We start from the raw sequence: 21716 nt of genomic DNA, 5'->3' as shown, positions 1-21716 counted from the left end.
CTGGTTTATCATTAATTTTTTTCAACATCATGCTAATCTGGCGGCCCGTCATGATCCGTTCGCCTCTGGAACTCAGGCATCTGCAGACGCTGATCGCGCTGCGCGACACCGGCAACCTGTCGCGCGCCGCGCAGTTTCTGTGTCTGACGCAGTCCGCGCTATCGCACCAGTTGAAGGCGCTCGAAACGCATTTCGGCATGCCGCTTTTCGTGCGCAAATCGGCGCCGCTCGCGTTCACGCCAGGTGGCAAGCGGCTGCTGGCGCTCGCGGAAGGCGTCGTGCCGGCGATCGAAGAAGCCGAACGCGACGTCGCGCGGCTTGCGCAGGGCACGGGCGGGACATTGCGGATCGCCGTGGAATGTCATACGTGCTTCGACTGGCTGATGCCCGCCATGGACGCCTTTCGCCAGCGGTGGCCCGAGATCGAACTCGATATCGTGTCCGGCTTCCATGCGGACCCGATCGGCCTGCTGCATCAGGACCGCGCGGATCTGGCGATCGTGGCGGAGGCCGACCCTGACGAAGCCGTCGACCATCATCCGTTATTCCGTTTCCAGATCGTCGGGCTCGTCGCCAACGATCACCCGCTCGCGCACAAACCCGCGCTCGAAGCCGACGATTTCCGCGACGAGACGCTGATCACCTACCCCGTGCCCGACGATATGCTCGACATCGTCCGCCAGGTACTGAAGCCCGCGGGAATCGAGCCGAAGCGGCGCACTTCCGAACTGACGGTCGCGATCCTGCAACTGGTTGCGAGCCGGCGCGGCGTGGCTGCGCTGCCGCTGTGGGCCGTCGCGACCTGGCTCGACAAACGCTACGTGACGCCACGCCCGGTGCACGCGGCCGACGGCGCGCCGCTCGCAGGCGAACTGTATGCGGCGACCTTGCCCGCGTTCTCCGCGCGCCCATATGCCGCCGATTTCGTGTCGATCATGCGCGAAACCAGCCTGCTGAACCTGCCGCAGATCGAACTGCTGTGAAGCAAAATCGCGCTGTCATTTGAAAACCACAAAGCCGACAGGGGCGAGCAGGTAAAATCGGGGCATTCCTACGCCTTTTCCGGAGTACAGCAATGTCTTTGCAACGTCGTACCACTCTTACGAAGTACCTGATCGAGCAGCAACGCGAGAACAACAATCTGCCTGCCGATCTGCGTCTGTTGATCGAGGTCGTTGCGCGGGCGTGCAAGTCGATCAGTTACCACGTCAGCAAGGGCGCGCTTGGCGAGGCGCTCGGCACCGCTGGCAGCGAGAACGTGCAGGGCGAAGTGCAGAAGAACCTCGACATCCTGTCGAACGAAATCCTGCTCGACGCAAACGAATGGGGTGGCAACCTCGCCGCAATGGCGTCGGAAGAGATGGAAACGTTCTTCCCGATTCCGAGCAACTATCCGAAGGGCGAATACCTGCTGGTGTTCGATCCGCTCGATGGCTCGTCGAACATCGACGTGAATGTGTCGATCGGCACGATCTTCTCAGTGCTGCGCTGCCCGGACGGCCAGCAGCCGACCGAACAGTCCTTCCTGCAACCCGGCACGCAGCAGGTCGCGGCGGGCTACGCGGTGTACGGTCCGCAAACGGTGCTCGTGCTGACCACCGGCAATGGCGTGAACTGTTTCACGCTCGACCGCGAACTCGGCTCGTGGGTGCTCACGCAAAGCGACCTGCGCATTCCTGTGGAAACGCGCGAGTACGCCATCAACGCGTCGAATGCGCGGCACTGGTATCCGCCGGTCCAGCAGTACGTGAGCGAACTGAATGCCGGCAAGGACGGCCCGCGCCAGCAGGACTTCAATATGCGCTGGATCGCGTCGATGGTGGCTGACGTGCACCGTATCCTGAACCGCGGCGGGATCTTCATGTACCCGGCCGACAAGCGCACGCCGGACAAGCCAGGCAAGCTGCGTTTGATGTACGAAGCGAATCCGATGGCCTTCATCGTCGAACAGGCTGGGGGCGCTGCGACCAACGGCGAGAAGCGTATTCTCGACGTCAGGCCGAAGAGCCTGCACGAACGTGTCGCGGTGTTCCTCGGTTCGAAGAACGAGGTCGATCGCGTGACCCGCTACCACCTCGAAACAAAAAGTTGACCGAGGGGCTTGTCAAAGCGGCAATGTAGTCCCTATAATTTCGTTTCTCCGGTTGCCGGAATAGCTCAGACGGTAGAGCAGCGCATTCGTAATGCGAAGGTCGGGGGTTCGATTCCTCTTTCCGGCACCAACAAGATTCAAGCACTTAGCCCAGTCACTGCGACTGGGCTTTTTGCTTTCTGGAGTCCGTGTAGGCACTGTGTAGGCAATTTCGATCAACGCCATTCGGTGGTAACCATTGCTTCCGCGCCAAACGCTGCCTGCCAATTTTCCAGCGCGCTGCATTGGCATGAAAAAACCCGCGACGATGGCGGGCCTCCTTTTTTGGCTGGAAGATTGAACTCCTTTTGCTCATTCTCGGCCTCAAGGAAGGAGGCGGACGGATACCGGCGCACTCGCAGGGGGTTCCACCGTCAGAAAACTACTTGCGGAAACGTCATCGCCGTCGTGGATCAGTTTCGCCGTAATCGACATCTTGCTTCCCAACGGCACCACGATGCCCCTGACATCCTCAAAGTCGGCGCCTGGGGCGAATACATAGCCCTCTTTCGGAAGTAGGTCTATCGGCGGTATTAGGTGGTGCGCGTCGGAATCGTCGTCGGGATTAATGACGTTGCCGGACGCCAAGCCGTCCGGGACCAGCTTCACCGTCAGCTTAAAGCTGTCAGCAGGAGGCTCGACATCGACCTCGCTGGCGCGCGCGTTCGTCGACCGTACATGCACCACAAGCAAACCGAGATTGTCCTGATACGGAACGACCTCTGTAGACAGCGATAAATTGACCGCCCAGTCTGAGCCGCCAGCGATTTTGAACTGGTAGTAAGCAAATGTCGCCCCGCTGATCGCCGCGATAGTCCCGAGCGTAATTGCCCATTTCGACACCGGGTCGGCGTTGGTCCACAGCCATGCGAACGCGGATCGAAACCAGGCACCTATACGGATGGCAAAGCGCTGAAATCGCTGTCCCACCTTCCCGTTGCCATGGAGTTTCTCCGAACCGGTTGGCATGCCTGGCATTTTGCAACAGGTTTGTCCCTTAAAAGAAACCCCTGTTCGTGCTCGGTGCGTCGAGACGGAAAAAAGCGCCCGGCGGGATTTTTTGGGGGGAGGGAGATTGCCGCCTCGCCGCATAAACGCGGCTTCACGAAATGGCTAACCTGCGCTGTCGAGGCGAACCCACGGAACCTGCGCGGGACGTTTGTTGCCTTGCGTGTCAGGGCTTTAAGGGTGGCGCGGGTGCGAACTTATTCAGGTTGCTGCGGGTTCGCACCGCTGTCATTCGGTCGCATGTCTGCTTTGAGGCGGAAGATTCTCCCGTTCCATCTCAGGTTCCATAACTCGCGCAGCACGTAATTCACGCGCCGCTGCTCGTCGCGCCAGTACACCACAAATACACGCCATATTTAAGCGCGTTGGGCGACGCAGCAGCGTTACCGCCCGCGCCGTCGCGTCGTCCAAGGCTAAGCTCGCGCATACGGTGCCGAACAAGGTTGAAGCGGCCTATCACCGCACCGATTTGCTGGAGCAGCGCCGCCCACTTATGGAAGCATGGGCAAGGCATGCCTGTCCGCAGGCGTAACGATGACGCGCAAGTCCGCCCTAATGATGCGTTAGACTAAGCCGCACTATGCGTACTCGGAAGAACAATCGGTTCCCTTGCGAAATCGAGTCGCCGCCATTCATCGTCGACCTTGGCAAACGGGGAAGCAGTCGATCTTGCTCACAATCGATGCCTTCTGTTTTTCGGGGACTTGTGGCTTTTGTTTAAGGCCGATGATGTTAAGGAGTTTTGTGACCCTCGCGACGCCATCGTCCCCCTCACCGCGGTCCGTCAAGTTCTCCAACAAAACGATGCCGATTACCCCCGTGTTGTAGTTGTGCACGTTTTCGCCCTTGAACCGGATATCCCGAGCCTCAAAGACATTTCCGACACAGTCGAGTGCGTAGTGATAGCCGATATCGTCGCTTGCGGCAGAGTTTCGCCCCATCTGCATGTCCTGAATATCCTGCAATTGAAGCGCGGCTGGCCCACACGTGAAGCTGCGCCCGGCATGGTGGATAGCGATCTTGCTGTAATCCCAGTCGTCATGCATCCGAGCCGGGCGGTTTTTGTGCGCGGCCCAATTTGACCGTTCCACGAAGTTCATGCCGCTTTGACGTACTCGGTTGATAATCGCCTGCCGCGTCGCCGCCCGATTGTCAACTTTGATTCCGATGGCGTTATCTTTGCTATTGCCGACCATTGTACAGGCCGACGTCCAATGCTCAATGTCGTAGTCTGCTGTCACGGCTAGTTTCCTGGACGGGGCTTCAGGGAGCGCCTTGGTGACGAAAAGATGACGTGAATGTTGACGGGCTGCTCGCCGTTAGTCGTGATCTTCGCGTACCCCTCCCCATCCGTTTTGCCACGTTGCCTCACGCCTCCAACATCGACCACGTAATCCCGGTTGGCTAGAGCTTCACCAGTAACGCTATCCCACACAAAAAACACACGAGTATGTTGTTCCTCAATAGCTTGTAAAACGGGCTTCGTGTCGTCTTCCGAACGCGCTGACACTGCGCTAGCCCTGATCGCGCTGCCAGAGCCGCCGTCGCTTGTGCGGACCCATACGCCGGGATCGCTGACGACGATCACCCTGTTTGTCCCACACGGACACAACACGTGATCGTCGTCAAGTACGACGACGCGGCCTTTCTCGGACATGCGTCCAGTCCGCGTCGAACAGGCCGGGGATGGGTTCGCCGTCGCGAACCGTGATGCCCCACCGATCCTGCAAGGTTGCCGTGATCGTGTCGCCATTGCTCAAACGCGAGCCAACCAGCGCGAGCGGCTTGTCTTCCCACATTGCCGCAGAACCAGCGCCGTCGAGAATGGTCGCCTTTCTCCCGTCGTCATAGGTAACGGTATCGCCAACGCGGGCCAGCGCCAGCCCCTTGTACTCTGCGCCGGTCGTGACGCTGCTGATCCAGCCGCCGCGCCCGGCATGTACGCCGATGGTGGCAAACAGATACGTCGTTTCGTTCTTCTGCTGTTCCGACATTTTCAAGCCCCCTGAATGGAAAAGATCAATGCCTGCTATCAAGTCCTAAGTGTCCCGTATAAAAAACTGCGCCGATGGGGTCACTTGCCCGCGCCGGGCTCACGACCTCAGCATTACTCTAAATGAATTAGGGGTCCGAATTCGATGGGATCGTTCTGAAAAATGTCAACGATGGTCAGCCGTTTTTTGCAACGAGCGAGCGCGTCTGATTCTTTGATAGACAATCAGACCGGACGACGGGCGGCGCACTCATCCGGGTTCGACTGGCTGTGTCTGCAAGTTACCCCCCGGTTTAACCACTCGTTACAAACCTCGCCGTCGTGCCGCGAGAACTAGCGCTGCAGCCGCCTTTTGCATTCACGCAACAGAGCATTCAGGCGTCGCAATTCATCCCGCCAGTGCGCCGAACACATGCCATGCTTCGTCGCATTACCGGACACGACCGCTTTGCCCGCGTCCCTTACTGGCCCCGTTGAGCATTCCCACGGTTTCCAGCGCCGGATCGCTTCGGCCTGTCTCGCCCGCCGTTCCGGCGTCCAGTGTGCGCGCTCCACGGGGTAAAGAACGCAAGCAGGAACAGCAGGAACGCGGACAACGCCTCGAGGACGCCCTCTTTCCCGACAGCTCACACAAGCACCGAGCGCGCGATCACCGTGCGCTGGATTTCCGACGATCCTTCGTAGATGCGCAGAATACGCGCATCGCGCACCAGCCGCTCAAGCGGCATCTCGCGTGTAAAGCCGTAGCCGCCAAGGATCTGCAAGGCGGTATCGGTGACGAACGCGACGGTCTCAGATGCATACAGCTTCGCCATCGACGCCGCATCCGTGAACGGCTCGTCAGCCGCGCGCCGGACAGCCGCCTGCAGCGTGAGAAGCCACGCGGCCTCCAGTCGAGTCTTCATATCGGCGAACATCCATTGCAGACCCTGCTTGCGTGCGATCGGCTCGCCGCCCACCTGACGCTGCTTCGCCCATTCGACCGCGCCCGCGAGCGCCGCTTCTGCGATACCGAGACTCGTTGCCGCGACATCGAGCCGGCTGTTATCGAACACCTTCATCGCTGTGCGAAAGCCCGTGCCATCAGCACCAACACGGTTGGCATCCGGCACGAAACAGTCGAGCGCGACTTCGTGCGCCGGCGCGCCGCGAATACCCATCAGCTTCTCGGCCGGCGACACAGCGACGCCCTCTGTATGACGATCGACGACGAACGCACTGATGCCGCGCGCACCCGCCTCCGGATCGGTCTTCGCGTACACCACGATGAAGTCCGCCGCATCCGCATTCGAAATGAAATGCTTCACGCCGCGAATGCGGTAGCCCTCGCCTTCGACGGTGGCGCGCGTCGCCATATCGGCGGGATTCGAGCCTGCACGCGGTTCGGTCAGCGCGAAGGCACCGAGCTTCGTGCCAGCAGCCGCTTCGGGAAGGTAACGGTCGCGCAGGCTGTCATCGCCGCCGATCAGGATCGAATCGGTCGCCAGATAGTGTGCACCGATCATCGACGACGTGGCCGCGCAAGCCTTCGCGATTTCCACCAGCGACAGAATGACCGCGACCGGCGACGCACCGATTCCGCCCCACCGCTCAGGCAGGTTCATCCCCATCACGCCGAGTTCGGCAAGCTGCTTCACATAACGTGTCGTCGGAATCTCGTCCCGGTCCACCTGCGCGGCTTGCGGCGCCAGCTCGCTTTGAGCGAAGCCTTCGATGGCATCCGCGATCTCCATGTCGTTCTGCTCGACGCCCATCCGCTTAAGCATGATGTTTCTCCTCCGTCAGTCCGCCTTCTCTTGTGGCGGCAGTTACCCCCGCGTTCACGTCACAGCCCAGTGCGCCGCTCGCGCGCAGTTCGCCTATCCGCCCCGCGGTGAGGCCCAACGCCTTCAATACCGGCTCCGTGTGCTCGCCGAGTGCAGGCGCGGACGTGACGCGGTTCGTGTCGTACGCCGAGAACTTCACCGGCTGTGACGGCAGTCGCATCGAGCGACCATCGTTGTGCGGCACATCGGTCAACAAGCCACGAAACGCTGCGTGATCGCTTTCGAGCGCCTGCTGCACGTTGCGGATCGGCGCAACCGGAATGCCGGCTGCGCCCAGAACGCGGTTGACCTCGTCGACGGTGCACTCGGCCGACCACGCTTCGATGCTGGCGCGCAACTCCGCTTCGAAGCGGCAGCGCGATTCGTCGGACACGTAGCGCGAATCAGATGCGAGATGCGGCTGCCCGATCGCGTGCGCAAACGTTTCGAACAGTTTGTTGTTCAGTACTGCCACGACGAAAAAACCATCAGCTGCGCGATACGCACCGAATGGCCCAGACGAAGGGTGGCGGTTGCCCACTCGCTGCGGCGCGATGCCCGTCGCCGCAAAGCGCGCGACCAGTGTGGCGCTCAGGCTCAGCGTGGCATCGAACATCGACACATCGACGTGCGTGCCCTTGCCCGTCTTCTCGCGCGACAGCAACGCGGCCAGCACCCCCCACGAAGCGAACAGGCCGCTCACGACGTCGGACACCGATTCGCCGACGAGCGTCGGCGTGCCGTCTGGCGAGCCAGTCGCATCCATCAGGCCGCACATCGCCTGTTCTTCCTACATCGACTTGTTACCATCAACGCCGCGACCAGATTGGCTTTCTGCACTTCCCACGCAGAACCTACGGGCTATCGCAAGTCGACTCTGGTTTTTCAATGGATTTGTAATTTAAGTTTGGGCAAGCCGGCGTAGCCGGCGCGTCAGCCTCAAGTGTGTGCAACTTCGGAACCGCCGTTAGGCGGCTGTCCACACCCTCGTGGTGTGGGCAGCGAAGTTGTGCACACGGGGAAGCGGCACAGGCGGCTTTTGACCACCTTACGCGCGGTTTTTTCGCAAAGTTTTTCGCGCTGGCTTTTGTATCGTTTTTTTCCCGGTCCTCCGTGCGGTCTTGCTCGCAGTTTTTCGCGCGTTCGCCTTGACGGCTTCGAAATGCAAAATGGCTGCCTCAAGGTCACTTACTAACTCGCTGAGCGTAACGCCAATCGCACCACACCATTCTCTGAGCTCGATGACGTCGAGCCGCCGTTCGCCACGCTCGCATTTTCCAATGATTGACTGGGTAAGGTCCAACCTTCTCCCCAATTCGACTTGTGACAATCCGGCTGTCTTCCTCGCTTCCCGCAGCGTGGACAAGAGAAGACCGTAATGCTCGGTGTATATGGACTTTTGCACGAGAGGGCCAAGATGTCAGAACGGCGACAGCTTGCGGTCACGTTTGAAATAGTCCAAAATCGACTATAGTCGAATATCGGCTATTTGGTATTTGATGTGAACGCACTTGACCTACCGCGTAACTTGCGGATGGGCTGTTTATGTGGAGCAAGCGTAAGCGCCCGGCAATGGCACCCTGGGGAGTGCCTACAGCGATCAGGCGGTGATCGGCGCCCAGCGATGAGGCAGTAGCTGAGCGATGTGGTCGGCGCGATGCGTTGGCAAGCGATTCAGTACGTCTTTCAGGTAGACGTATGGATCATGGCCGTTGAGCTGCGCTGATCGAATCAGGCTCATAATCGCGGCTGCACGTTGGCCCGCACGCAAAGAGCCCGCGAAGAGCCAGTTCGCCCTTCCCAGGGCCCATGGACGAATCTGATTTTCCAGCCAGTTGTTGTCGATGGGCACATGCCCATCGACCAGGTAGCGTGTAAGCGCGTCCCATCGCTTGAGGCTGTAGTCGAGTGCCCTGGCGATCGCCGATCCCTCGGAGACCAGTTTGCGCTGACCGGTCATCCAGGCATGCAATGCATCGGCAATGGGTCGCGCTCGCTCTTGGCGCTCGATACATCTTCGATCGGGCTTCAGGTCTGCAACGTCGCGCTCGACGTCGTATAGCGCGACGAAGTATTTCAGGGCCTGTTCCGCGATCTGGCTCTTGTGGTTGGCGTACAGTTCGAAGAACTTCCTCCTGGCATGTGCCGCGCAGCCGATTTCAGTGATGCCCAGCTCGAATCCGGCTTTATAGGCGCTGTAATCATCACACACCAGCTTGCCACGCCATTTGCCGAGGAACGTGCGAGCATGTTCGCCAGCACGGCTATCCGCGAATTCATAGACCACTGCGCGCACGTCGGCGAACTGCGTGGTGGCATACGCCCATACATAGGCGCGTTGCGTTTTTCCTTTACCGGGAACCAGCATTTGCACCGGCGTCTCATCGGCGTGCAGCACACCCTGTTGCAGAAGCTCGTCGCGCAGCGCGTCGACTAGCGGCTGCAACCGCACGCCGCAAACGCCAACCCACTCGCCAAGCGTTGATTGGGGAATTGCAAGACCCGCGCGTTCGAAGATGCGTTCCTGACGGTACAGCGGCAAGTGATCGCCGTATTTGGCGACCAGCACTTGCGCGAGCAAGCCGGCGGTAGGGATGCCCTTGTCGATCACATGAGGCGGAACAGGCGCCTGAATCAGCGTTTCGCACGCCTTGCAGGCCCACTTGCCGCGAATGTGCCGCTCGACCGTGAACACGCCCGGCGTATAGTCCAGCTTCTCGCTGACGTCCTCGCCGATACGCACTCGCTGGCAACCGCAGGAGCACGTCTTGTCGTCGGGTTCATGGTGGATGTCGGTGCGCGGCAAGTGCGGAGGCAGCGGTGTGCGCCTGGGCTTCTGTCGTTGCTTATCCGGTGGTGTATCCGGCTGCAACTGCTCAAGTTCGATTTCGAGTGCTGCCAGATCGGCATCGATCGCCTCATTGAGCAGACTCAGTTGCTCGGCGTTGAGCTGCTCGCTGCGCTTGCCGAAATGCAGACGCCTGAGCACGGCAATCTCGTGTGTGAGCTGGTCGATGCGCGTCTTACGGTAGCGCAGTTCCCGCTCGTTCTCGCCGACCTGAGCCATCAACTGCGCAGCCAGTGTGCGCAGTTCGTCGGGGCTCAGAGCGTCGAGGTTGGCGGGCAGGTTCATGGGGCCAGTCTGCCAGAACCCAACCCGCTGCGGCAAGCAAGCCAGTTTACGTCTTTGGGGGTATTACACGACCGTAATCGCGTGATCGTGTGTGAGCGTCTGCCACGGTAGTCCGGTCACGAGCGCTCGCAACTGCTCGGGATTGAGCGCGGTGGCGATCGCCTGGTCCCCATTCGTCCAGATGAACCGCCCCTTGTTCAGGCGACGCGCAGCCAACCAGATACCGAACCCGTCGTACACCAGTACCTTCATGCGCGTCGAATGCTTATTGGCGAACAGGTAGGCGTGGTGCGGACGTGCCGCGCCGAACACCTTGACCACACGCGCCAGGACCGTGTCGATGCCGGCGCGCATATCGATGGGCTCCGTCGCCAGCCAGATCGCCTCGATGCGGATCATCGCAGCCACCCTTGCAACCAGGCGGCGCAATCGGCTGCGGCACAAAGCGGCCAGCGCACCATGACGGTCGCCGCTCCCCGGCGCACCTCGATCTGAATCTCCGTCGAAGCGGGCACCGCGCCCGGCGCCTGCAGTTGCAGCGGAACGAACTCCGCCGGCGGCACGCTCATCGACTGGCGCGCCTCACGTGCGAGGTCCTGTTCCTCCTGTGCAGCCACCCATCGGCGCAACAAATTCGCATTCAACTGGTAATGCAGCGCGACCGCAGCGATTGACACATTCGGCTGCATCGCCGCACGAATCACCTTCTCCTTGAACTCCTTGCTGTGCCGACGGCGCCGCCTCGGCTGCACCACTTCAGAACCCACTTCATTTTCGTTCATAGCGTACACGTGTCCATTAAAAAAATAGGTGGACACGATCGTCGCTTTCATGACCCGCCGGTTCAAGGTGACATTGCCGGGCGCTTACGAGCAAGCTGGCTATTTCACGCTATATGAGGCCAGAGTAATTGAGGAGGTACTGATGCCCCGTCGACCGACACCCCTCGCCGCGGTCGAGCCTGATGTCTATCTCTCGCGTTGGCGAATCTTCGAGACCGATGACGGTTTGAAGCGTCTTGTTGGCTACGACTCCGTTGACCAAGGACGCGTAAGTTCTGCTCTCGTTACGTTCAACCCGAAAACGACGCACGTGCAGACGAGCGACGGCCTCACCTACCGACTCCTTGGCGAGCCCGGATTCTTTTGGGGCGTTATCGACACCTGGGACATCTGGTTTCACACCATCACCCGCGGACAGGGCGGCGCCGTTAAAGATGTCACAGAACTGATGCTCGCGAAATCTGTGAGTGACGACGATGCCTAGTGCCCACATATCTGTTGCATACGCGGCGCAGGTCATAAGAAGCGAGGGGCAGAGATGCCACAGCGATTGGAAGACGTAGTCTGGAGACTATACAAGCCGCCAACGGACGGGGGTCGTCTGGTATTTGCGTGTCGTCAACTCTGCGCCAACAGGTTTTAGCTTAAGTAAAGGAATGACCATGCCGCGGACTATGCGTGCTACGAAGAACGAAACATCGCTCAAGGACGAATGGGTGCAACACATCATCCGTCGCACTGTCATTGCTGCCGTCCTGTTCGACCCCAAAGTCGCTGAAACGCTGCTCAAAATCCCTGATGCTGCGCTTGGCCGCATCTTCAAAAATCATCTCTGTGAAGTCGTCGGCGTGGCCACGGTGTACGGAATCGACCTTCCCGCGCTTCGAGAGGAGGAAGAGAATCTTCGCAAGCGCGTCAAACGTGCGTCGCAGCGGACTCCCGAACATGAGCCTTTGCCAGGGGCCAATAAAGCGAACGCTGAGCGCTACCCTCTCGTGCTTCAGGGTAAGGTACTTCGAACCTCCGACTTCTGCGCGGCGGCTGGCATCACCGAAAAGAAGCTGGATAAGTATGTCGCTTCGAGTCGAATGTTCCGCGTTTACTTCGGGCCTGAGCCCTACTATCCAGCGTTTTTTCTTTCGCACATGATTTTCCGCGACGATTTCGCGAAAGTCATACGCCGTCTAGGCGAAATCGACTCATGGACCATGTTTGACTTCTTCACGACCCCGGTTGATTCGCTGGGCGGTTCTACGCCGCTCCAACGGCTATCAGCCGAAGATGTCGAGCCGGTAGTAGAGGAAGCTGTGAGGTTCGCGGAACAATACGCGAGGCTGTTTCCGTAGGCACAAGACTTCAGTTTCTTAACTCTGCTCGCCATGAAAGAACTCCTGACCTTCGCGCTCAATAAGCCCGCACTTCTGGTCGTGCCGGCAGTCGGGTTCGTACTCACTTTGGTCATGCTGCGCATCAAAAGGAGATACGTGAACGAAGGGGTTTTGTTTAGGCGCATGCCTGCCACGCAGCGCGACCACGACGCCTCAAAATCAGCGGAAAAAGAGATGAACTCGGATAACCATATTGACCTCGAGATTGCGCTTCGCAAGCTTCACGAATTGGGCTTGGAGGACGGGGACTTAGGATATGCCTACTGGTATGAAGTCGGACAGCTGCTGAAACGAGCGGACGGCATGCAAGCGCAAATAGACGCGCTCAGCAAAGAGCTGGAACAATGGCGCGCGGTGCGGCCGAAACCGAATTGAAGCGAACGCAACGCCACGGCGGCTTGGGAGCAGGCGCCGTTAACCGTTGGCGTACTCTAATGGAGATGCAGAGGTGGCCGATTCGCAAGACGAGCAGGAGAACGTGGCCACTTGGCTGCGAGAAGCAGACGGACTGCTCATCACTGCGGGCGCCGTTAGCCTAGCTTCGCCGCAGGGCCTGGATGCCGGTGGAGGCGTATGCCTCCTATGAACACAAATAAAGATTCGCATTCGCTAGGGGACGATGTCGCGATTAGCAGACTGCTCTCGAGAATTTTACGTCACGAATCCCGGATGGTTGGTGTCCGTCTCGACAACCAAGGATGGGTATCTGTCGACGAACTGATACGCGCAATCGAACGTACCGCGCGTAAAGCGGGTGCATCGAAGCGACTTAGGACACTGCCGACAATCACCAGAGACATCATAGAGGCGGTCGTTGCCACGAACGATAAACAACGATTCACGCTCTCGCTGGATGGCAAGCGAATACGCGCGGCGCAAGGCCACTCTGTAGAGGTAGACCTTGGATATGCCGAGATGGAGCCGCCGACGGTTCTTTATCACGGCACTACCTGGAGCAACCGGGCGAGTATTGCTGAAGAAGGGTTGACGCCTCGAACCAGACACGCCGTCCATCTGAGCACGGACGTCGACACGGCAACGCGGGTAGGCGCCCGCCACGGTCAACCATTGATACTGGTCGTGGATGCCGCGCAGATGCACGCTGATGGGTACACCTTCTCCCGCTCGGATAACGGCGTATGGCTTACTCAGGTTGTGCCGGCAGCTTACCTCTCACAGTTCAGACCGTACGAAAGCGAGCCAAAATCGTGAATGTCTGCGCTTATCTCAAACCTCTCAAGATGCGACGAGTGCAAAGGTGCGGGCTAAATCTGCAGCGCGCGAAAGAACTGCTACTCGCTGATACTACGTCTGGTCTCCGAGACGAGAAAGGCGGGTGCGTACGTAGCGAGTTCGAATTTCGCCGAAGCTTCCGACCGCAAACGCGAGCCGAGCTACGCTACAACGTATGCAACATCCTTTCGCCGAGGGGCTGATTGTTCAGAGACCTATCCGCCAAACCGAACGTTAGGTAACGCAGCGACCTGCGCGTCTCATCATGACATGCCCGTACCAGGAGATTGTGACTTATCGTCGGAAACGCAAATGATGTAAGACACACGCGAGACTAATCCGGTATTTCCGCGCGCATCGCTTTCCTTGAATTGGCGACGATACCTTCGTTTGCGAGCCGTTCCCAGCGCTTCGTCAGCAGAACATTCCCGAGAGCGTGCCGCAGCGGCGTACCGACGATAACTTCGGTTATGTAGGGCAATCGGAGCCATGCGTTGAGCAATACGGTCATCGCCTCCCATCGGCGCGCGGTCGGTTCATGGCACGGGTCAGACCAGTACGTGCCAACCTCCGGATTAAATGGTGGCATCCGTGCAACGTGATAAAGCTGACGCCGGACCTCACCGTCGCGGGCGAAAAACGCAATAGGAACCTTGCCAGCGCGTTTCCACAACTCGATTGCCTCATAAACTTCAGGGTCGCTTATATCAACGACCCAGTACACCCGCGTGTAGCCAAGATACAGACAGATGTTCAAGCTAATAAAGTCATCAGTCTCGACCCACTCGAAAGTGATATATGAATCAGAATGCTCAGTCTCTAGACAGTCAGCCTCCTTGTTCGTCAGCGCGCAAGTCAGCACCGGAGTGCTGTCGGGCAAACCAGAGGTCTGCTCTGGCCTCGGCTTGAAAGTCCAGAGCGGGAGCAAAGTGCCGAACTGAAAAAGCTCGTCAATTCCATCAAACATTGTCGCGTCGTTCATCAATATCTGCCTATTTCAAATTCCGAGTGGCTGGTTTGGCGGGTCAAGTACGGGCGTCAGCCCGGCGAAGCGAATACTTGACGCGCGTTGAAGAAGTAAGCTGGGACAGGGCTGGTTGCGGCAGAATGCGGCAACCAGCCCTGCAAGACAACGTGAACCGATGAACCAGACCCAACTGTTTGAAGCCGCCTTGGGAATCAAGGCCCCGTGGTACGTGCAAGGCGTCGATTTCGATGCCGCGCGGCGTGAACTGACCATTGCCGTGGACTTTGTCGCGGGTACGCGCTTTCCCTATCCCGGCGTCGCGGGCGAGCATCCGGCTCACGACACCCAGATCAAGCGGCTGCGCCACCTCAACTTCTTTCAGCACGAGTGCTATCTGGAGGTTCGGGTGCCGCGGGTGCGTCTGCCGGACGGCTCGGTGCGCCTGGTCGAACCCGACTGGATAGGCAAGCTGGACGGCTTCACGCTGCTGTTTGAAGCGCTCGTGCTGACGCTGTGCCGGGAGATGACATTTGCCGCGGTGGCCCGCGTGGTGAACCTGTCGTGGCATCGGGTGAAGGCCATCTGTGACCGTTACGTGGACCTGGCCGTGGCCGCGACCGACCTGTCCGAAGTTACCGCGGTGGCCATTGACGAAACGTCGGCCCGACGTGGGCAGGACTATATCTCGCTGGTCGCCGACATGGACGCAAGGCGCGTGGTCTTCGTCACGCCAGGCAAGGATGCCGGCGTTGTCGAACGCTTTGCCCGGCACCTGGAGGAACATAATGCCACGCCTGCACAGATCGAATCGGTCAGCATCGACATGTCGGCTGCCTTCATCAAGGGCGTGGACGAACACCTGCCCGACGCGCGTGTGACCTTCGACAAGTTTCATGTCGTGGCGCATGCGTCCAAAGCGCTTGATGGTGTGCGCCGCGCGCAGCAGAAAACCGATCCCTCGCTGAAGGGCATGCGCTGGTCGCTGCTCAAGGATGCCGAGAAACTCGATCTCGCGCAACTGACCGATCTCGAGGCGCTGATCAGCCAGTACGCCACCAACCGCACGGCCCGAGCGTGGATGTACCGCGAGCAACTGCGCGAGATTCTCGATCGCAAACAGATCCACGTCGTCTCCAAAATGCTGCGCCGGTGGTGCGGCAACGTCATGCGTTCCAAGGTCGAGCCCATGAAGGACGTCGCGCGCATGATCCGTCGTCATTTCGACGGCATCATCGCGTGGGCGCAGACACGCCAGACCAATGGATTCATTGAGGCGATCAACGGCCTGTTTCAGGCCGCCAAGCGCAAGGCACGGGGATACGCCAGCTTCAAGACCATGCGCACCGTGCTGTTTCTCATCGCGGGCAAACTCGACTTCTCAGCACTCAATCCGCATGCCTCGTGAGCCGCATTACCCACTGCGCTTTTAAAAGAGCCCAATATCTCCCAGCCAGATTCGCTTAAATCCAATGGAGCACACTTAAGGTGCACCTTCCGTTCGGCTGCTGCTGCACACTGCTGTCCTTGAGGACTTCAGAGCACTGCGATAGTCGGCAGTAGGTATAACCAGATTTGATGAGCATGACGGCCAATAAAAAGTGGCTGCCATCTGGGGAGATTTGTGGACGCTCAAAAAAAGTACCACAGGTACGGCGAGATTTGCTGATATGTAATTCGCGACGCGCCCGTTCTTCTCGGAAGCAGATAGATATCTCCTGTCGAGGAACGGCTTGTTGCCTCGACATCAACGGAAAACACTCGGCGGGTGGCGGAGTTGCGGCCCGGGAGGAAGTGGTTTCCAATCTGGCCGAGCTACACGCAATTCATGATGACAGAGATAGACCGTACTACGAGCATCGGCTGTTAGTCTAAACAAGCTCAAGATTTGAGCGCTAAAAGGGAACTGTGGCTCGGTCCCTCCGGGACGAGTTGCAATCAGGGCCGAATGCGGCGGCGTATGGTTTATGTCGCCATCAGGCTGTTACTTATGCCGAAGGCCGTGCCGCGTTGACAGAAGGTAGCGAGTCGCAAAAGCCTCAGTTGATGGTTCGCGCTGCACCCGCGCCAGCGGGCTTCCTGCAAACGGGTCATCGCGCCAGTCGACCTTTTCTCTGGTTTTCCGCAGGTGCTTCCCGTTTGAGGACACTTTGAAGTGTTCGGCGGACTGTCCCGCACTAATCGCTTGTTGCAGCCATTGCGGCATCTTTCCTTCCCCGTTCCACGTGTCTCCGGTCGCACTGCGGTAGCGCGGTCCTGCAAGCGTTGATTGGTCGCTCGCAATCGCTGATGCCAAGTCGGCCGGCTTGATGCCAAATTCCTGCATACGGCGACGGAGATAAGCAACCATGCTATCCCGTTTTCTTTCGTCCATGAACCATTCCTTCCTTAAAGCAATTTCCTTGAGGAAATCGCTCGCCGATTGCAGCGATGTGCCGTTTCGGTCTATGGAATACTGTGATGGGCCGCGAGCGACGATGAGGCCCTCCACACACTGTTTCCCCGTCAGACGCTGAATGTACCGCTACTGGAAATATGACCGGGGTCGTTCGAGGCTGCGCTCAGCGTGGGGACCGGAGCCGAACTTCGGTCGTGCCGGAATTCCACAGCAATATTATGCGCGCTCCTGGCATATTGCGTGCAATTGAACTACGACGCACGGAGTTGATATGGCAACACTAGAACAACTCCGGGCAAAGATGAAGAAATTGAGATGCGCAAGCGGACGCACTCATTGCGAAGCAGTCGTCGCTGTCATCGACAAGATGCGTGAGTTAACGTCAAAACACGGCCTGACGATTGCTGACATCGACGTGCATGTTGGTGGCAAGAAACGCGAACACAAGCTGAGTGTCAGCGCGACGACAGCGGTCAGGACCAAAGCGAACGCGGCATCCCAGTGAAAAGGGAAGCCGTCACCGAAATATTTGAATCCAAAAACCGGCGAAACGTGGAGTGGTCATGCCCGGCCTCGAGCATGGATTAAGGACGTGAAGGACCGCAGCAGGTTCCTGATTGCAGAAGCCGGCGCGGCGACCGATGCGGATGGTGCGAGCAAGGCGAAGGTTGCGGGAAAGAAAGCGGCCACCAAGAAGGTCGTTGTGACGAAGGCTGTCGCAGTGAAGAAAGCATCGCCGGCGAAGAAAGCTGGCGCCAAGAAGGCGGTGAGCGCAAAGGCGCCGGCAAAGAGAGCGACCGCGAAGAAGGCTGCGCGGGCTGCAAGCAGGACGTCGGCGGCAAAGAGAGTGCCGCGCAAGAGCGCAGCCGTGACTACTCCAGCGGCTACAGTCGAGTCTGGCGCTGGCTCGGCGACCTGAAGGTAGTAGGGTTACCCGGTGGAGCGGCGACTCGCTGGTCCACCGGGCCAACCTGATTCAACGTCCTATTGAGCTTGCGCTGTCTGGCGCTGCGCGGCCTGTTCTTCGGCGTGCTTCTTCGCCAGGTGCTTGCCCACCATGCAGCCGCCGACGGCCCCGACGACCGCATGATTCCCCGCGTAGTGCCCAGCAACACCACCGACGACCGCGCCCTTGAGGCAGCCGGCGGCGTTGGCGGTTCCAATTGTTGCCAACGCCAGCGTGGCAGCGGCCAAGGCAAACTTCATCGGGCTAGCTTTCATTCGAGGGTAGGCTCGGGTTATGTTTTCGGGATGTGGTGTGTTCCGGCGCCGATTCAATCGCCGCCCCAGCGGCCCCGGTCGTGCCACTCGTGGTCACGCGATTCGTCGCGATGCCATTGACGTTCGCGCCATTCACGACGCTCGCGCCATGCCCGCGCCCGCCAATCGTCGTAGCCACCGTAGGCAACGGCCACGGGCGCGGGAGCGTAGGCAACTGGCGGCGGAGCAACATACACCGGCTGAGCCGGGGCATAGACCCCGACCGGGATGCCGATACCAATGCCGACGTCGACGTGGGCCGATGCTGCTGTTGATACTGCCAGCACTGCCAGACCGAGAGCCGCACCAACGAATGTCTTGTTCATTTTCCCTTCTCCTCGCACGTTGCGTGCAATGTCAGTGAACGTGGCTCGGAGTGTAGGAGGCAATGTTGGACACAGGTGAAACGGCAGTGCGAGATTGGTAACGCGGGATTACCAGTGCTTCCTGTGCAGTCCAGGAAGCGCTCAGCACGGTATCGACGGCACGATGCCAATGAAACTAGCGACTGCCGCCTCACAAAGCTGACTCGTGAGATTGCCGTCAGGGTGAGGTCAGGTCTGTTTTCTCGAGCAGCGCATCGAAGGCTTCCCGCGCGTCCTTCAGTTCCTGCATGGCCGCCGCGAATCTGGCCAATCCCAAAGTCGTTGGTTGCTTATGTGGGTCTTCCACGTAGTGCGCTTCCAGCCGTAGTGACGCGGCCTGTACTTCTCGCGCGGCGCTCACCACGCGCTCGAGGGCGCGTGCCTCCGCCGAGACCTTTTTCTCTTTCATCGACGTTGTTTCCTGGGGACCGGGCGCGACCACCGTCCGGACGCTTCGGTTGGCGTTTGGCGTTGCCTCCCTGAGGCTGCCTGCATTGGAAGCATGCAATACGCCTCTAAAAGATGCGTCGGATTTAATCGGTGCGAGACGGCACAGATGGTCGCCGCTGGAGCCGCGTCATCGGTCCGCAAAGTCTGCTGCCGACAATACTATCGGGGCGCCGGCTTTCTTGAGCATTCTTCTTTCGACGGCTGCCGTTATGCGCAGGTGTCCGTCGGCAAACGCTTTCAATACGCGCGCCTGGTTTGCGCCGGCCGGCAACCAGAAATGCCGTTCGAGCGCGTCGCGGGTGATTGAGCATTGCACCGACTGGTTGCGAAAAGATGCAACGAAAGCAACCACTTTTCCGTCTGAAGAAACGCGGGGTTCTGCGGTGAGGGTGTCGTCCATAGTTGTATAGATTCCTTATTGACTCGAACGCAGGGTTGCCGCCGAGAGCACCCGCTGGCATACCCGGTCAATAATAAATCAGATGGCCCCCGGGGTTGACCGCTGTCGAGTCCTTTCGTTAAGCGGAAGCGTCACCGCAACCCATAGGGTAGCGGGCGCAGTGCAGTCAGGACGGTTCGCAGCGGCGCCTGTCCCGACCCGATAGCCTGAGACTTTCTTCCCTTGTAGTTGCATTTGCAACCAACTCGCGACTTCGATGGCGTGGTGCTATAGAAACTCCGCAGTGGCTATCGATGAGGCGAGTTCCGCCTGGATGTGCGAGCCCCTCTGCCGGTTGGCCTAACTCATCGACTGTTCCGGACTGGAGACTGGCACTTCAGGCCGGAAGGCATCGATGCTTTCCAGCAGTCTCTGCAGTCGTTGTTGTTGGTTCGGTACAAGTCCCGGCGTCGCAAGTGCCTGAAGCACGCGCCCACGCCAGTAAGTTCTGGAGAAGAGAGAATTCGCGCCTTCTGCGCCCAGCACCTGCTCGAGATGCGCTATCGCGGCGTCGATGTCGCGGAACGTGTAGGGGCTTTTGCCCGTCGAACCTCTGTCAGTGGCGGTCATTGCATGCGCTCTGATTTACCTGCTCTTTCTATCCGGCATGTGCACGAAAGAACGGTGGCACTCAATTATTCTGCTATAGAAAATATTTCAATTTGGTCGAAAATTGACGTCAAGCAATACAGCAAACGGGCTGCTGAAATAACCCCATCGCACGGCACCATGCCGCAAGCAAGTATGGTCAGCTCCCGGTTTCCGGCGGGAACACGTGCCATGTGCCGTCGTCGTGCCGGAAGAAAAAAAGCGCAACCGAACCTTCCGGTCGCTGTGCCTCAACGCGCACATAGCGTCGCCGGCTGGTGCCAGTGCGACCGAACCGGGTTACCCGAATCGGCGTCGAAAAAGTTGGTGTTAGCCACTTTTCAACCAGGAGCCGCAGGGGCCTTTCTGCCGTGTTCATCCGCGCCTCCTCAGCCTCGTTGCCGTTGTCCCGGCGTTGCCATGTGGCACTCGCTTAGATAGACCTTCGGCCGCGAGGAATGTGGTCGCTTCCCGCGATTGATGCCAGACGAAATCAAACGAAGCTACGGCAGAAAACCTGCGCAACTTCGCCTGAAAATTTCTGGCTCGAGAGATTGGTTTCGTGACGGCGTTCGAGGCGTGCTGGTCGCTTCCGGGCGCCACAGGCCACCACCCCAAAAAACCGCGCCGGGGCTCGCGTGAAAGATTTGATAGCGGTGGCTACGACAAAACGCTATTACTTCTCGGCGGCTTCGACCGGTGCCGGAAGCTGTCGAGTCCGCTTGGTCGAGGCCGGCGACGCAGCGTTGATATTGTTTTCTGCAAGCTCCACTGCCTGCCTGGCTGCCTTCCTCGCTGTTTCATACGCCTTGTTGGCCGTCGCACTTGTCGTCGTTATGAAAGTCTTCAATGCCGCCACAGCGGTTTCGCTTCCTGCCGGTGCGTTTTTCACGAGGCTGTCCACGAAAATCTGCGCATCGAGTTGATACTGCTTGAGTTGCGCTTCGGCGACCGCCGCGAATTCGGCTTGGGTGCCGGAGGTGATTTCGTAGACGAGGCGCCAGTACGACTGCGCCTTTTCTATGGCGGGTTGAACCTGGCTTCCCTGTTGAGTGAACAACGCCTGCGGGGCTCCGGCTGAAAATCCCTTGGCCAGGATTTCCTGATTTTCGGCGAGGGTCGATTTGGCCGCTTGCATATTCAGTTCGACCAGCTTTACAACGCCGGCAAAAGCTTTGTTCAGGAGGCCAAACGTTGTGTCAACACCGGCTTTTTGCGCGGCGACGATTTGTTCCGGGGTAAGACTGCTCATCACTAACTCCATAGAAGGTGAAGTGACCGATGTCAGCAAGTCCGATGAATGAAATCGCGCACCATGGGTCACGAAAAGTGAATGATTGATGCGATGCAGCAATATCTCATTTTATGGGGTAGCGCGTGAATGTCAATCACCTGTTCCATCGCAGCGGTGCTCAGTACGTGAGAGTCTTCTCAAATGCCCCGTCGGCGTTGGGTCACAGACGGTTTGCAGGGAAAACCCTGGCAACATTTCTGGGCTTCGACCGGGTGCGAGACATGGGCCTTTCACGGGACGTGTGCAGCGCCGCAAAAGTGTTGCAATCCACTCGCCGGGGCCCGCTACCGAATGCTTCGAAGCTGCGTGACCAAAGCCGTTGCCTGCGCAGAAAGTTCGTCACCGGAAAAGCCGAGGCACGAGCCTGATGTGGTGCAACGAAATCGTTCAATTTATTTTTCGTTTGACTTCGGTATACATGCGGAGGAATAGTTGGAACTGCGACTGTTACGCTGTTCCGGCTGTGATACAGCGTAACGGGAGAG

The 21716-nt window shown here is 58.9% G+C and carries 25 protein-coding genes, 1 tRNA gene and 2 pseudogenes; 11 read left to right on the top strand and 17 right to left on the bottom strand.

From position 1 onward, the window contains the following. Nucleotides 1-50: 50 nt before the first annotated feature. The 3 genes from B0G77_RS10910 (at nt 51) to B0G77_RS10900 (ending at nt 2222) form a co-directional block, all read left to right on the top strand. Nucleotides 51-983 (top strand): LysR family transcriptional regulator, encoded by a 933-nt coding sequence (locus B0G77_RS10910; RefSeq protein WP_133662139.1) that lies wholly within the window; start codon nt 51-53, stop codon nt 981-983. Between the two features lie 92 nt (nt 984-1075). Then, complete coding sequence (locus tag B0G77_RS10905; RefSeq protein ID WP_133662138.1) at nt 1076-2092, top strand: class 1 fructose-bisphosphatase; 1017 nt, start codon at nt 1076-1078, stop codon at nt 2090-2092. 54 nt (nt 2093-2146) lie between these two features. Further along, nucleotides 2147-2222 (top strand) — tRNA-Thr (locus B0G77_RS10900). A gap of 233 nt (nt 2223-2455) precedes the next feature. Here B0G77_RS10900 and B0G77_RS10895 read toward each other — a convergent pair. The 9 genes and pseudogenes from B0G77_RS10895 to B0G77_RS10850 all read right to left on the bottom strand — a co-directional run bounded on the left by B0G77_RS10895 (nt 2456) and on the right by B0G77_RS10850 (nt 10852). After that, nucleotides 2456-3100, bottom strand: coding sequence for a hypothetical protein (locus B0G77_RS10895; RefSeq protein ID WP_133662137.1), 645 nt, complete (start codon nt 3098-3100; stop codon nt 2456-2458). 671 nt (nt 3101-3771) lie between these two features. Beyond that, a complete protein-coding gene (locus B0G77_RS10890; RefSeq protein WP_133662136.1) occupies nt 3772-4380 on the bottom strand; it encodes an N-acetylmuramoyl-L-alanine amidase in 609 nt (202 codons plus the stop codon). A 384-nt stretch (nt 4381-4764) separates the two neighbouring features. After that, nucleotides 4765-5133: a PAAR domain-containing protein gene (locus B0G77_RS10885; protein ID WP_208116415.1), complete on the bottom strand. Its 369-nt coding sequence runs from the start codon at nt 5131-5133 to the stop codon at nt 4765-4767. 625 nt (nt 5134-5758) lie between these two features. Then, a complete protein-coding gene (locus tag B0G77_RS10875; protein WP_133662134.1) occupies nt 5759-6898 on the bottom strand; it encodes an acyl-CoA dehydrogenase family protein in 1140 nt (379 codons plus the stop codon). Next, nucleotides 6891-7721, bottom strand: a pseudogene (locus B0G77_RS10870) (CoA transferase); the annotation flags it as partial. The pseudogene B0G77_RS10870 and the gene B0G77_RS10875, both read right to left, overlap by 8 nt. Before the next feature lie 264 nt (nt 7722-7985). Further along, the gene (locus tag B0G77_RS10865; RefSeq protein ID WP_133662132.1) at nt 7986-8342 is read right to left on the bottom strand and encodes a helix-turn-helix transcriptional regulator; all 357 of its coding nucleotides are present in this window, start codon (nt 8340-8342) and stop codon (nt 7986-7988) included. Nucleotides 8343-8537: 195 nt separating this feature from the next. Further along, entirely contained in the window at nt 8538-10070 is a 1533-nt protein-coding gene (locus tag B0G77_RS10860) for an IS66 family transposase (RefSeq protein WP_133662131.1), read from the bottom strand. 63 nt (nt 10071-10133) lie between these two features. Then, nucleotides 10134-10469, bottom strand: coding sequence for an IS66 family insertion sequence element accessory protein TnpB (gene tnpB / locus B0G77_RS10855; RefSeq protein ID WP_133662130.1), 336 nt, complete (start codon nt 10467-10469; stop codon nt 10134-10136). Further along, complete coding sequence (locus B0G77_RS10850) at nt 10466-10852, bottom strand: transposase (RefSeq protein WP_243750967.1); 387 nt, start codon at nt 10850-10852, stop codon at nt 10466-10468. The genes tnpB and B0G77_RS10850 overlap by 4 nt, the downstream gene beginning before the upstream one ends. Nucleotides 10853-10880: 28 nt before the next feature. Here B0G77_RS10850 and B0G77_RS10845 point away from each other — a divergent pair, with 28 nt between their 5' ends. The 4 genes from B0G77_RS10845 to B0G77_RS10830 all read left to right on the top strand — a co-directional run bounded on the left by B0G77_RS10845 (nt 10881) and on the right by B0G77_RS10830 (nt 13452). Beyond that, entirely contained in the window at nt 10881-11336 is a 456-nt protein-coding gene (locus B0G77_RS10845; RefSeq protein WP_133662128.1) for a hypothetical protein, read from the top strand. A gap of 178 nt (nt 11337-11514) precedes the next feature. Then, the gene (locus B0G77_RS10840; RefSeq protein WP_133662127.1) at nt 11515-12198 is read left to right on the top strand and encodes a hypothetical protein; all 684 of its coding nucleotides are present in this window, start codon (nt 11515-11517) and stop codon (nt 12196-12198) included. Between the two features lie 33 nt (nt 12199-12231). Further along, nucleotides 12232-12615, top strand: a complete 384-nt coding sequence (locus tag B0G77_RS44185; protein ID WP_243750966.1) for a hypothetical protein — start codon at nt 12232-12234, stop codon at nt 12613-12615. 207 nt (nt 12616-12822) lie between these two features. Next, nucleotides 12823-13452, top strand: coding sequence for an RNA 2'-phosphotransferase (locus tag B0G77_RS10830; protein ID WP_133662126.1), 630 nt, complete (start codon nt 12823-12825; stop codon nt 13450-13452). Between the two features lie 355 nt (nt 13453-13807). Here B0G77_RS10830 and B0G77_RS10825 read toward each other — a convergent pair whose 3' ends face one another. Beyond that, complete coding sequence (locus B0G77_RS10825; protein ID WP_133662125.1) at nt 13808-14455, bottom strand: hypothetical protein; 648 nt, start codon at nt 14453-14455, stop codon at nt 13808-13810. A 160-nt stretch (nt 14456-14615) separates the two neighbouring features. Between B0G77_RS10825 and B0G77_RS10820 the strand changes: the two genes are divergently transcribed. Then, a complete protein-coding gene (locus B0G77_RS10820; protein WP_133662124.1) occupies nt 14616-15845 on the top strand; it encodes an ISL3 family transposase in 1230 nt (409 codons plus the stop codon). A 576-nt stretch (nt 15846-16421) separates the two neighbouring features. Here the strand turns inward: B0G77_RS10820 and B0G77_RS10815 are convergent. Continuing rightward, on the bottom strand, nt 16422-16811 hold the full coding sequence (locus tag B0G77_RS10815; RefSeq protein ID WP_133664098.1) for an H-NS histone family protein: 390 nt from the start codon (nt 16809-16811) through the stop codon (nt 16422-16424). Between the two features lie 295 nt (nt 16812-17106). Here B0G77_RS10815 and B0G77_RS43145 point away from each other — a divergent pair, with 295 nt between their 5' ends. The 3 genes and pseudogenes from B0G77_RS43145 to B0G77_RS45240 all read left to right on the top strand — a co-directional run bounded on the left by B0G77_RS43145 (nt 17107) and on the right by B0G77_RS45240 (nt 17754). Beyond that, nucleotides 17107-17340 carry a hypothetical protein gene (locus tag B0G77_RS43145; RefSeq protein WP_166656143.1) on the top strand — a complete coding sequence of 78 codons (234 nt, stop codon included), beginning with the start codon at nt 17107-17109 and terminating at the stop codon, nt 17338-17340. 24 nt (nt 17341-17364) lie between these two features. Continuing rightward, a pseudogene (locus B0G77_RS45245) lies at nt 17365-17427 on the top strand (H-NS histone family protein); the annotation flags it as partial. Next, nucleotides 17428-17754, top strand: a complete 327-nt coding sequence (locus tag B0G77_RS45240; protein WP_279571349.1) for a hypothetical protein — start codon at nt 17428-17430, stop codon at nt 17752-17754. 65 nt (nt 17755-17819) lie between these two features. Here the strand turns inward: B0G77_RS45240 and B0G77_RS10805 are convergent, their stop codons facing one another. The 6 genes from B0G77_RS10805 to phaP all read right to left on the bottom strand — a co-directional run bounded on the left by B0G77_RS10805 (nt 17820) and on the right by phaP (nt 21189). Further along, nucleotides 17820-18056, bottom strand: a complete 237-nt coding sequence (locus B0G77_RS10805) for a hypothetical protein (RefSeq protein ID WP_166656141.1) — start codon at nt 18054-18056, stop codon at nt 17820-17822. A 53-nt stretch (nt 18057-18109) separates the two neighbouring features. Then, complete coding sequence (locus B0G77_RS10800; RefSeq protein ID WP_133662122.1) at nt 18110-18421, bottom strand: hypothetical protein; 312 nt, start codon at nt 18419-18421, stop codon at nt 18110-18112. Between the two features lie 217 nt (nt 18422-18638). After that, complete coding sequence (locus B0G77_RS10795) at nt 18639-18869, bottom strand: hypothetical protein (RefSeq protein ID WP_133662121.1); 231 nt, start codon at nt 18867-18869, stop codon at nt 18639-18641. A gap of 168 nt (nt 18870-19037) precedes the next feature. Further along, complete coding sequence (locus B0G77_RS10790; RefSeq protein ID WP_133660298.1) at nt 19038-19310, bottom strand: DUF1488 family protein; 273 nt, start codon at nt 19308-19310, stop codon at nt 19038-19040. Between the two features lie 339 nt (nt 19311-19649). Further along, the gene (locus B0G77_RS10785; RefSeq protein WP_133662120.1) at nt 19650-19919 is read right to left on the bottom strand and encodes a hypothetical protein; all 270 of its coding nucleotides are present in this window, start codon (nt 19917-19919) and stop codon (nt 19650-19652) included. A gap of 694 nt (nt 19920-20613) precedes the next feature. Then, the gene (gene phaP / locus B0G77_RS10775) at nt 20614-21189 is read right to left on the bottom strand and encodes a TIGR01841 family phasin (protein ID WP_133662118.1); all 576 of its coding nucleotides are present in this window, start codon (nt 21187-21189) and stop codon (nt 20614-20616) included. Between the last annotated feature and the right edge of the window lie 527 nt (nt 21190-21716).

The sequence above is a fragment of the Paraburkholderia sp. BL10I2N1 genome, from assembly GCF_004361815.1.
In the GTDB taxonomy this organism is placed as follows: domain Bacteria; phylum Pseudomonadota; class Gammaproteobacteria; order Burkholderiales; family Burkholderiaceae; genus Paraburkholderia.
The sequence above is the reverse complement of the archived record's forward strand: the minus strand, read 5'-3'. Positions and strand labels throughout refer to the sequence as shown.